At 71.9% G+C, this 10,610-nt stretch carries 8 protein-coding genes; 3 read left to right on the top strand and 5 right to left on the bottom strand.

What is annotated here, in order from left to right:
• Positions 1–155: 155 nt before the first annotated feature.
• From ACFWY9_RS44170 to ACFWY9_RS44160, 3 genes are read right to left on the bottom strand one after another with little or no spacing between them, the layout of a single operon-like run.
• Positions 156–1,169: a hypothetical protein gene (locus ACFWY9_RS44170; RefSeq protein WP_378341702.1), complete on the bottom strand. Its 1,014-nt coding sequence runs from the start codon at positions 1,167–1,169 to the stop codon at positions 156–158.
• A gap of 53 nt (positions 1,170–1,222) precedes the next feature.
• Positions 1,223–2,686 (bottom strand): GTPase HflX, encoded by a 1,464-nt coding sequence (hflX, locus tag ACFWY9_RS44165; protein ID WP_378341701.1) that lies wholly within the window; start codon positions 2,684–2,686, stop codon positions 1,223–1,225.
• Positions 2,687–2,729: 43 nt separating this feature from the next.
• Positions 2,730–3,230 (bottom strand): ArsR/SmtB family transcription factor, encoded by a 501-nt coding sequence (locus ACFWY9_RS44160; RefSeq protein WP_378341700.1) that lies wholly within the window; start codon positions 3,228–3,230, stop codon positions 2,730–2,732.
• Between the two features lie 58 nt (positions 3,231–3,288).
• Here ACFWY9_RS44160 and ACFWY9_RS44155 point away from each other — a divergent pair, with 58 nt between their 5' ends.
• Positions 3,289–4,554 (top strand): MFS transporter, encoded by a 1,266-nt coding sequence (locus ACFWY9_RS44155; RefSeq protein ID WP_378341699.1) that lies wholly within the window; start codon positions 3,289–3,291, stop codon positions 4,552–4,554.
• A gap of 148 nt (positions 4,555–4,702) precedes the next feature.
• Positions 4,703–7,234: a valine--tRNA ligase gene (gene valS / locus ACFWY9_RS44150; RefSeq protein ID WP_378341698.1), complete on the top strand. Its 2,532-nt coding sequence runs from the start codon at positions 4,703–4,705 to the stop codon at positions 7,232–7,234.
• A gap of 7 nt (positions 7,235–7,241) precedes the next feature.
• On the opposite strand, the gene dapF is transcribed toward valS, so the two are convergent.
• Together dapF and miaA are read right to left on the bottom strand one after the other, a co-directional pair.
• The gene (gene dapF, locus ACFWY9_RS44145; RefSeq protein ID WP_378326450.1) at positions 7,242–8,069 is read right to left on the bottom strand and encodes a diaminopimelate epimerase; all 828 of its coding nucleotides are present in this window, start codon (positions 8,067–8,069) and stop codon (positions 7,242–7,244) included.
• Between the two features lie 10 nt (positions 8,070–8,079).
• Positions 8,080–8,994: a tRNA (adenosine(37)-N6)-dimethylallyltransferase MiaA gene (miaA, locus tag ACFWY9_RS44140; protein WP_378341697.1), complete on the bottom strand. Its 915-nt coding sequence runs from the start codon at positions 8,992–8,994 to the stop codon at positions 8,080–8,082.
• Between the two features lie 225 nt (positions 8,995–9,219).
• On the opposite strand from miaA, the gene ACFWY9_RS44135 reads away from it, so the two are divergent.
• Positions 9,220–10,533, top strand: coding sequence for a DUF349 domain-containing protein (locus ACFWY9_RS44135; protein WP_378326452.1), 1,314 nt, complete (start codon positions 9,220–9,222; stop codon positions 10,531–10,533).
• Positions 10,534–10,610: the final 77 nt, after the last annotated feature.

The following is a 10,610-nucleotide window of genomic DNA, read 5'->3' as shown; positions in this document are numbered from 1 at the left end:
CGCACCCCCCCCCCCCCGGCCCCCCTGTTGTGTGGGTGGGGGGGGCCCACCCCCCACACCCCGCCCGGGGGCACGCCCCCGGACCCCCGCGAGTTGCGTAAGCCCCATTTGCGGAGCGCGAACCCGGACTCCCGCGAGCCGGGTACGGATGTTGGTTAGCGGCGTCGGCGGCGTAGTTTGCTGACGCCGAACCAGCCGCCCAGCGCGACCACCAGGACGATCCCGGCGGTGGGAAGGACGGGGAGCCCGGCCCCGTCCGCCTCCGCGCCGGGACCACCGGTGGCACCCGCCGGGGTGGTGGCCGCGTCGCGCGTCGCCAGCGCGGCCGCGCCCCGCACCGCGCGGATCGGCTGGCCGACCCCCTCACCACCGGAGAGCAGCGTGCCGTCGGGTTCGAAGGCGAGCGCCTCCCCCTGCTTCTCCCCTGGCAACGGGATCCGCACTGGCGGGCGCCGCAGCGCGGCCACGACGTCGCCGTCCGGTGCGGCGTAGAGGTAGGCGTCGGTGTAGGTGCGCAGGGCCACCACGGTTCCGTCCACAGTGGACGCCGCACCGGTGACCAGCGCCGACCCGAACGAGCCCACCGGTCCGCCCGGGGTGCCGGTGGTCTCGAACTTGAGCGAGCCCACCTTCTCCAGCGGCGTGGGCCCCGGGCTCGCGAGCGGCCCGGCGGGCCGGTAGACCTTCGAGTCGCCGAGCACGTCCTTGGTGATCAGGTACGGTGTGCCGGACCGGTCGAGCAGCAACGCCTCCGCGTCGTGCGGGCCGTCCGGGTAGGTGAGCCGGTGGAGGGCGACCTTTCCTTGCGGGCTCAGCGCGAGCAGCGCGACGGTCCTGCGGTCGGCGCGGTTGTCCCCGGTGTCGGAAAGCCACAGGGTGCCGTCCGGCGCGCGGGCGAGATCCTCGACGTCGTAGGGATCGGTGCCCTCGGTGAGCACCTTCCGCACCGCGCAGTCCCGGCCGAGCACGAACACCTCGACGCGCTCGCCGCCGTCGTTGATCCCGTACCACTGCTCACCGTCGGAGACCAGGCCCGACAGCTCGTCGACCCGCGGATCGGTGACGGTGCACAGCGTTTCGGGCGGGGGCGGGGTTTCCGCCGCCGCGGCGGGCCCGGTGAGCACCGTTCCCAGCAGCACCGCCGCGGCGATCGCCCCTACTGTCCGCACGTCCACCTCCGTACTGTGCGGATCACCATGATCCGCACAGTACGGAGGACGCGTCAGACCCGCGATCCGTTGGTCTCGAACTGGTGCAGGGCCGCCGCCAGGTCCGGATGGACCCGGACGCGCAGGCGGGTGCCGTCCTGGACGTGCTCCTCCTCCAGCACCTCGCCGTCGGCGTGGGCGCGGGCGACGAGCTCGCCGCGGGTGTAGGGCACCAGCGCGTCGATCACCACCTGCGGCCGGGGCAGCCGGTCCGCGAGTTCCCCGGCGAGTTCGGCGATCCCGGCACCGGTGCGGGCGGAGACCTGCACCGAGCCCGGCAGCGCGTGCCGCAGCCGGGCGAGGGTGACCTCGTCGGCGGCGTCCGCCTTGTTGATCACCAGCATCTCCGGCGGCAGCGGTTCCTTGCGCTGCCGGGTGATCTCGCCGAGTACTTCGCGTACGGCGCTGACCTGCTCCTCCGGAGCCGGATCGGAGCCGTCGACGACGTGCAGCAGCAGGTCGGCGTCGGCCGCCTCCTCCAGCGTCGAGCGGAACGCGTCCACCAGCTGGTGCGGCAGGTGCCGGACGAAGCCGACGGTGTCGGTCAGGGTGAAGGTCCGCCCGTCCGCGGTCTGGCTGCGGCGGGTGGTCGGGTCCAGGGTCGCGAACAACGCGTCCTCGACCAGCACCCCCGCCCCGGTCAGAGCGTTGAGCAGGCTCGACTTCCCGGCGTTGGTGTAGCCGACGATCGCCACGCTCGGCACCTCGTTGGCCACGCGCCTGCCGCGCTTGGTCACCCGGATGGTGTCCATCGCGGCGATCTCGCGGCGCAGCTTGGCGACGCGCTTGCTGATCCGCCTGCGGTCGGTCTCCAGCTTGGTCTCACCGGGACCGCGCAGGCCGACGCCGCCGTTCGCGCCGCCGGCCCGGCCACCGGCCTGCCGGGACAGCGAGGTACCCCACCCGCGCAGCCGCGGGATCAGGTACTGCAGCTGGGCCAGCTCGACCTGGGCCTTGCCCTCCTTGGACCGGGCGTGCTGGGCGAAGATGTCGAGGATCAGCGCGGTCCGGTCGATGACCTTGACCTTCACCTTCTCCTCGAGCTGCCGCAGCTGGCCCGGCGAGAGTTCCCCGTCGCAGATGACGGTGTCCGCGCCCGTGGAACCGACGATGTCCCGCAGCTCGCGGACCTTGCCGGAGCCGATGTAGGTCGCCGGGTCGGGCCGGGTACGGCGCTGGACGAGCCCCTCCAGCACCTCGGAACCCGCCGTCTCGGCCAGCCGCGCCAGTTCGGCGAGGGAGGCCTCCGACTGCTCCGCGGTGCCTTCGGTCCACACGCCGACCAGGACGACCCGCTCCAGCCGCAGCTGGCGGTATTCGACCTCGGTGACGTCGGCGAGCTCGGTGGACAGCCCCGCGACGCGGCGAAGCGACGCGCGGTCCTCGAGCTCCAGCTCACCGGTGGACGGATCCACGTCGTGGAAATCGGTGTCGTAGTAGTCCGTGTCGTTGTGGTCTGCGTGTGTCTGTTCTGTCATCGTGCCCCAATTGTCCCACGGTTCGCGGCGGACGCCGAACGGATTACCTGCTGGGATAAGTCGAGAGGTACACCGCCGTGCGTTTCACACCCGCTTCGGCGGGCCGCAGGCGGTACTCCTCCAGCAGGTCGTGGAGGCGCCGTTCCAGCTCGGCGCGTTCGCCTGGCGAAACGTGGACGACGAGCCGTGTCTGGTTGACGTCCTCGAAGCCGAGGTCGGCGATTTCGGCCAGGTAGGCCTCGAGCATGGCCTGGTCGATCGCCCGGTCACCGTGCGAGTCCAGGTGCCAGGAAAGCCCGGTGGAAAGGTACGGGATCTCCTTGGCTCCCCTGGCCCCGCGACGCGGTTCCTGCGGTGCGAGGAATCCCGTTTCGACCAGCTTGCGGACGTGGTGCAGCGTGGTCGCCGGATCCCGGCCCAGCCGCCGCGCCAGCTCCTTGTTGGTCAGCGCCTCCGCGAAGGTCAACCGGATGATGCGCAGCCTTATTCCGGACGCGAGCGCGTTCGCCTCGGCTTCCGTGGCGCGCCGTAGCTTTTCGGACACGGCGACAGCCTAGAGACGCCGTCGACCGCGAAAGTGATTGACACTTTCCAATCACTCGATGGAGACTACCGGCGTGCCTGGGGACTCGCTCTTCTTCCATGCGGACTTCCGGCGGCTGTGGTCCGGTGACGCGGCCGCCCAGCTCGGCACGTTCGTCGGGTACACGGCCGTGCCGCTGCTCGCGGCCACGACGCTGGCCGCGACGCCGTTCCAGATGGGGCTGCTCACCGCGGCGGAGACCGTGGCGTTCCTGCTGATCGGACTCCCGGCGGGGGTCTGGGTGGACCGGATGCGCCGCAGGCCGCTGATGCTCGCCGCCGACCTCGTGCGCGGGGTGCTGCTGCTCAGCGTGCCCGTTGCCTGGTGGGCCGGGGTGCTCACACTGCCTCAGCTGCTCGTGGTCGCGCTGCTGACCGGCATCGCGACGGTGTTCTTCGACGTGGCCTACCAGTCCTATCTGCCTTCGCTGGTGGGCCGCGAACATCTCGTGGAAGGCAACACGAAGCTCCAGGCGGTCCAATCGACGTCGCAGGTGGCAGGGCCGAGCCTGGCCGGGTGGCTGGTGCAGGCGGCGGGCGCCGCGAACACGGTGCTGCTGACCGGCCTCGGCTACCTGACCTCGGCGTTGTGCCTGTGGCGGATCCGCGCTCCGGAACCGGCCCCGGAGCGTCCCGAACGCGCGCGAATGCTGCCCCAGATCGGCGAGGGGCTGCGGTTCGTCTTCACCGACCGCCCGCTGCGGGCCATCGTGGCCTGTACCTCGACATCCAATCTCTTCAACGGCGCGTTCACCGCGGTCGAGGTGCTGTTCCTGACCCGCACGGTCGGGCTGGCCCCGGGGGCCGTCGGCATGATGCTCGCGGCGGGTGGCGCCGGCGGGGTGCTCGGCGCGCTGTGCTCCGGGGCGATCATCCGCCGGATCGGGCAGATCCGCGCGATCTGGCTGGTGCCGCTGCTCACCTGGCCCGCGCATCTGCTGGTCCCGCTCGGCGCGCCCGGCTGGCGGATCGCGCTGACCGTGACGGGCCTGGCGATCGGCGGCTTCGGCATCATCGTCTACAACGTCTCGCAGGTCAGCTACCGGCAGGCGATCTGCCCGGACCGGCTGCTCGGCCGGATAAACGCCAGCGTCCGGTTCGTCGTGTGGGGCACGCTGCCGCTCGGCGGGCTGGTCGGCGGGGCGCTGGGCGAGCTGATCGGGCTGCGTGGCGCGGTGTGGGTCGCGCTCGCCGGGGAGGCCGCCGGCGCGCTGTGGGTCGTGTTCTCGCCACTGCGCCGGATGCGGACGCTCCCGGAGCCCGCCGCGGAGAAAGCCGCCGCCTGAAAGACTGTGCCGATCTTTCCCCATCCGACCACAGTCACGGCCGAATGACTGCGTAGCAACGGTTACGTGCCGCACGGGAGCCGGCCTGCTTTTGGCCGGATGAGGAAAATCGACGGCGAGCGACCGCGCACACGTCTACAGTTCCCCCATGAATCCCGCATTCCCGGCGCAGAGCCCACGAGTCCCGGACAAGGTCGGTGTCGACGGTCTCGAGGGGAAATGGGCGCCGGTATGGGAATCCTCGGGGATCTACCATTTCGACCGCACGAAGACCCGCGACGAGGTCTACGCGATCGACACGCCGCCGCTGACCGCGAGCGGGTCCCTCCACATCGGACACGTGTTCTCCTACACGCACACCGACGTCCTCGCGCGTTACCAGCGGATGCGCGGCCGCGAGGTGTTCTATCCGATCGGCTGGGACGACAACGGCCTGCCGACCGAACGCCGCGTGCAGAACCACTTCGGTGTCCGATGCGAGCCTTCCCTGCCGTATGACCCGGATTTCCGGCCGCCGGAGCGTCCCGGCAAGGACGTCCTCGCGTGCTCCCGCCGAAACTTCATCGAGCTGTGCCAGGAACTTTCCGAAACCGACGAGAAGGTGTTCGAGGACGTCTGGCGCAATCTCGGGCTCTCGGTGGACTGGACGACGACGTACCAGACGATCGGCACCACGACCCGGCTCATTTCGCAGCGTGCGTTCCTGCGCAACCTCGCCCGCGGCGAGGCGTACCAGGCCGAAGCCCCGACGCTGTGGGACGTCACGTTCCGCACCGCCGTGGCACAGGCGGAACTGGAGGACCGCGAGCGGCCCGGCGCGTTCCACGATCTCGTGTTCCGCACCGCCGACGGTACCGAGGTGCTCATCTCGACGACCCGGCCCGAACTGCTGCCCGCCTGTGTCGCCGTGGTCGCGCACCCCGACGACGAACGGTTCGCCACCCTGTTCGGGAAAACCGTGCGCACGCCGGTGTTCGGCGTCGAGGTCCCCGTGCTCGCCCATCACCTCGCGGATCCGGGCAAGGGCAGCGGGATCGCGATGGTGTGCACGTTCGGCGACACCACCGACGTCGCCTGGTGGCGGGCGCTGCGGCTGGAAACACGACCGGTGCTCGGCAGGGACGGCCGGTTCCTGCCCGAGGCCCCGGCCGGTGTCGCGCCGGAAACCTATGCGCCGCTTGCCGGGAAGACCGTCCACACCGGACGGCAGCTGATCGTGGACCTGCTGCGCGGCGCCGGCGCGCTGCGCGGCGAACCGCGGCCGATCACGCACGCGGTGAAGTTCTACGAAAAGGGCGACAAGCCGCTCGAGATCGTCACCAGCCGCCAGTGGTACCTGGCCAACGGCGCGCGCGACGAGGGTCTGCGTGCCCGGCTGCTCGAACGCGGCCGGGAGCTGCGCTGGGTTCCCGAGCACATGCGCGTCCGCTACGAGAGCTGGGTCGAAGGGCTCACCGGCGACTGGCTGATCAGCCGTCAGCGGTTCTTCGGCGTGCCGATCCCGGTCTGGTACGCGCTCGACGAACACGGCGATCGCGGCGACGTGCTGGTGCCCGGCGACGACACCCTGCCGGTCGACCCGAGCACCGACGTCCCGCCCGGCTACACCGCCGGACAGCGGGACGTCCCCGGTGGGTTCTCCGGCGAGACCGACGTGATGGACACCTGGGCGACGTCCTCGCTGACCCCGCAGATCGCCGGGCGCTGGAGCGCCGACGACGATCTGTTCGCGCGCGTGTTCCCGTACGACCTGCGCCCGCAGGCGCACGAGATCATCCGGACCTGGCTGTTCTCCACCACGGTCCGCGCGGAGCTGGAGCAGGACGCGCTGCCGTGGCGCGACGCGGTGATCTCGGGCTGGGTGCTCGATCCCGACCGCAAGAAGATGTCCAAGTCGCGCGGGAACGTCGTGACCCCGGCCGACCTGCTCACCCGGTTCGGCTCGGACGCGGTCCGGTACTGGGCGGCGAGCGCGCGGCCCGGTGTCGACACCGCGGTGGACGAGGGACAGATGAAGGTGGGGCGGCGGCTGGCCACGAAACTGCTCAACGCCAGCCGGTTCGTGCTCGGGTTCGGCGTGCCCGAGGCCATCGCCACCACCGAGCCACTGGACAGGGCACTGCTCGCCGAACTGTCCACTGTGGTCACCACGGCGACCGCCGCGTTCGAGGAACTCGACTACGCGCGAGCGCTGCAGGTGACCGAGGCGTTCTTCTGGACGTTCTGCGACGACTACGTCGAACTGGTCAAGGGCCGTGCCTACGGTGACCGGGGCGAGGCGGCGGCGCTGTCGGCCCGGAGCACGCTGGTCACCGCGCTTTCGGTGGTGCTGCGGCTGTTCGCGCCGTTCCTGCCGTTCACCGCGGAGGAGGTCTGGTCGTGGTGGCGGGACGGTTCGGTGCACCGCGCGCCATGGCCGTCCGCGGACGCCGCGCCGGGGGAACCCGAGCTGCTGACGCTCGCCGGTCAGGTGATCAGCGCGGTGCGCCGGGCGAAGACGGACGCCAGGGTGTCCATGCGCACCGGCGTCGAACTGCTGACCGTCTCCGGGCCCGCCGAGATGCTCGATCGGTTCGGGCGGATCGAACCCGACATCCGGACGGCCGGGGCCGTCGCCGGGGTCGCCACCCGGGACGGCGCGGAGCTGGCCGTCGAGGTGACCGTGGCCCGGCCTGCCTGAGCGGCGGTCACGCGTCGGCGGCGGCCCACCACGTCTCGTCGAGTTCGCCGCGCGCGACGATTTCGGCGGGACCGCTCAGCGTCGACGCCCCGCGCGACACGGTGACCTCGACGCGGCCGCCAGGGATGTCGACGGTCGAGGCGCCGGTGTCGGTGCCCGCCAGGTGCAGCGCGGCGGCCACCGCGGCCACCGTGCCGGTGCCGCACGCGCGGGTCTCCCCCACGCCGCGTTCGTGCACACGCATCCGCAACGCGCCCTCGCCGAGCCGGTTGACGAACTCCAGGTTCACCCCGGCGGGGAACACGTCGTGGTCGAAATCGGGCTGGTCACGCAGGTCCAGCCCGGCAACGTCGTCCTCCAGCACGGACACCAGGTGCGGGTTGCCGACGTCGACGGCGACGCCGGAGAACGGCTCGCCCGCGACCACGGTCACCGACGTCCCGGTGATCGTGGCCGGTCCCATGTGGACGGTCACGGAGCGGTCGGGGTGCACCACGACCGGCCGGTCCCCTGCCCGCGTGCCGATGACGAACTCGCCCTCGGCGGCCAGCCCGGCGTCCACCAGGTACCGCGCGAACACGCGCACGCCGTTGCCGCACATCTCGGCGATCGAGCCGTCCGCGTTGCGGTAGTCCATGAACCACTCACCGGCGGAGTCTTCGCCGAGCGCTTCGGCCTTGACGACGCGAAGCACACCGTCGGCGCCGAGACCGCGACGGCGGTCGCACAGCGCCGCGACCCGCGCCTCGGTCAGTTCGAGGCGGCCCGCCGCGTCGGGCAGCAGCACGAAGTCGTTCTGCGTGCCGTGTCCCTTGAGGAATTCGATGCCGCCCATGGGTCCAAGGTTACTGGAACAGCCGTTCGAGTACGCGTGCGGCCAGCTTCGGGTCGGCGCCGTCGTACCACTCGATGCGGGCGTCACGCCGGAACCAGGAGCGCTGCCTGCGCACGAACCGGCGAGTCGCCTGCGCGGTCGCCGCGGCGGCCTCGGCGAAGTCGCCGTCCCCGTCGAGCGCGGCGATCACCTGCTGGTAGCCCAGCGCCCGGGATGCGGTCTTCCCCTCGCGCAGCCCGCGGCCGAGCAGCGCGCGAACCTCGTCGACCAGCCCGGCCTCGAACATCCGCGTCACCCGGAGGCCGACCCGCTCGTCCAGCTCCCCCGCGTCGCGATCGACGCCGACCAGCACGGCGCCGTACCGGGCGGGGCCGGGCTTCGGCAGGTTCGCCGAGAACGGGGCGCCGGTGATCTCGATGACCTCCAGCGCACGCACGATCCGGCGGGTGTTGGTCGGCAGGATCGCGGCCGCCGCGGCCGGGTCCCTCTCCCGCAGCCGCGCGTACAGGACGTCCGTACCGTGCTCGGCCGCCTCGGCGTCCAACCGCGCCCGCACCGCCGGGTCGGTGCCGGGAAAGCGCAGGTCGTCGAGTACGGCCTGGACGTACAGGCCGGAGCCACCCGCCAGCACCGGCACCTTGCCCGCCGCCATGAGGTCCTCGACCGCGCGGCGGGCGTCGCGCTGGTAGGCCGCGACCGAGGCCGTCTCGGTCACGTCCAGCACGTCGAGCAGGTGATGCGGCACGCCGCGGCGTTCGGCGGCGGAGGCCTTCGCGGTACCGATGTCCATCCCCCGGTAGAGCTGCATGGCGTCGGCGTTGACGACCTCGCCACCGAGCGCGAGGGCCAGCTCGACGGCCAGCGCGGTCTTGCCGGTCGCGGTCGGGCCGACCACCGCGACCGGGCGGATCTCAGGGCTGATCACGCGCGCCGACGTTACCCGCGCGCTACGGACGGGCCGACAGAGTGCGTACTTCGGAAGTAGGATCACTGCCTTCGGACAGCTCAACCGAGTACCACGGGCGACGCTGAGCTGCTTGAATGCCCGCATGGGGCCGATGCCCCGACGGACCGCGTAACCGCATTACCCGGCCCCGCCACACGGCGGGGCGCCCGCGCGAGCGGGCGTACAGGCGATAAGGAGCCTGCGATGGCCCAGGAGAACACGTCCACCGGTACCCCGGCGCCCCACCCGATGCCGCACGCGCACGGCGCCGGTCACACCGCCCCGCCGGTGCCCCCCGCCGAGCCGACTCCGGACAAGTGGGGCCGGGTCGACGAGGAAGGCACCGTTTTCGTCATCACGGCCGAGGGAGAGCGTGCGGTCGGGGTCTGGCAGGCCGGGAGCCCGGACGAAGGACTGCTCCACTACGCGCGGCGGTTCGACGACGTCCGCACCGAGATCGAGCTGCTCGAGACGCGGCTGGTCTCCGGCGCGGGCGACCCGAAGCACGCGCTGTCCAGCGCCGTCCAGCTGCGCGACGGGCTGGCCGAGGCCGCGGTCGTCGGCGACCTGGCCGCGCTCGGCGCCCGGATCGAGTACGTCATCAAGCACGCCGAGAAGGCACTGGCCAGCGCTAAGCAGGAGCGGGAAGAGGCGCGCGCGGCCGCGGTCGCGCGCAAGCAGACGCTCGCCGAAGAGGCCGAGAAGATCGCCGCCGAGTCCACCCAGTGGAAGGCCGCCGGGGACCGGCTGCGAGCGATCCTCGACGAGTGGAAGACCATCAAGGGCGTCGACCGCAAGACCGACGACGAGCTGTGGCGCCGCTTCTCCAAGGCACGGGAGGCGTTCAACCGGCGCCGGGGCTCGCACTTCGCCGAGCTGGACAAGCAGCGGGCCAGCGCCAAGCACCGCAAGGAAGAGCTGATCGCCGAGGCCGAGGAGATCGCCGACTCCGAGGACTGGGGCGAGACCGCGGGCCGCTACAAGCAGCTGATGACCGAGTGGAAGGCCGCCGGCCGCGCGCCGAAGGACAGCGACGAGGCACTGTGGCAGCGCTTCCGCGCCGCGCAGGACAAGTTCTTCGCCCGCCGCTCCGCGGTGTTCTCCGAACGGGACGCCGAATTCGCCACGAACGCCACGCGCAAGGAAGAACTGCTGGCCGAGGCCGAGAAGATCGACGCCGCGGCCAACCTCGAGGCCGCCAAGAACGCGCTGCGCCGGATCCAGGAGCAGTGGGACGAGATCGGCAAGGTCCCGCGCGAGCGGATCCGCGAGCTGGACGGACGCCTCAAGGCCGTCCAGGACGCCGTCAAGTCCGCCGAGGACAGCAAATGGCGCCGGACCGACCCGGAGGCCCAGGCCAGGGCCGCCCAGTTCCGCGAGCGCGTCGAGCAGTTCGAGGCGCAGGCGGCCAAGGCCCGCGCCGCCGGCGACGAGCGCCGCGCGAAGAAGGCCGACGAGCAGGCCGCGCAGTGGCGCGAGTGGATGGAAGCCGCCGAAGCCGCCGTCGCGGATCGCTGACCCCCTGCAGGTCCGTGAAGGACTCCCTAACCGCGCCGCGCGCCGGGGGTGGGTGGCTCGCGGGGGGATGGGGCGCG

Source organism: Amycolatopsis sp. NPDC059027 (assembly GCF_042739735.1).
Taxonomy (GTDB): Bacteria; Actinomycetota; Actinomycetes; order Mycobacteriales; family Pseudonocardiaceae; genus Amycolatopsis.
The sequence above is the reverse complement of the archived record's forward strand: the minus strand, read 5'-3'. Positions and strand labels throughout refer to the sequence as shown.

Coding starts and splice junctions, on each gene's coding strand:
- hflX (WP_378341701.1), bottom strand. CDS start 2,686: ATGACAGAACAGACACACGCAGACCACAACGACACGGACTACTACGAC.
- ACFWY9_RS44155 (WP_378341699.1), top strand. CDS start 3,289: ATGGAGACTACCGGCGTGCCTGGGGACTCGCTCTTCTTCCATGCGGAC.
- valS (WP_378341698.1), top strand. CDS start 4,703: ATGAATCCCGCATTCCCGGCGCAGAGCCCACGAGTCCCGGACAAGGTC.
- dapF (WP_378326450.1), bottom strand. CDS start 8,069: ATGGGCGGCATCGAATTCCTCAAGGGACACGGCACGCAGAACGACTTC.
- ACFWY9_RS44135 (WP_378326452.1), top strand. CDS start 9,220: ATGGCCCAGGAGAACACGTCCACCGGTACCCCGGCGCCCCACCCGATG.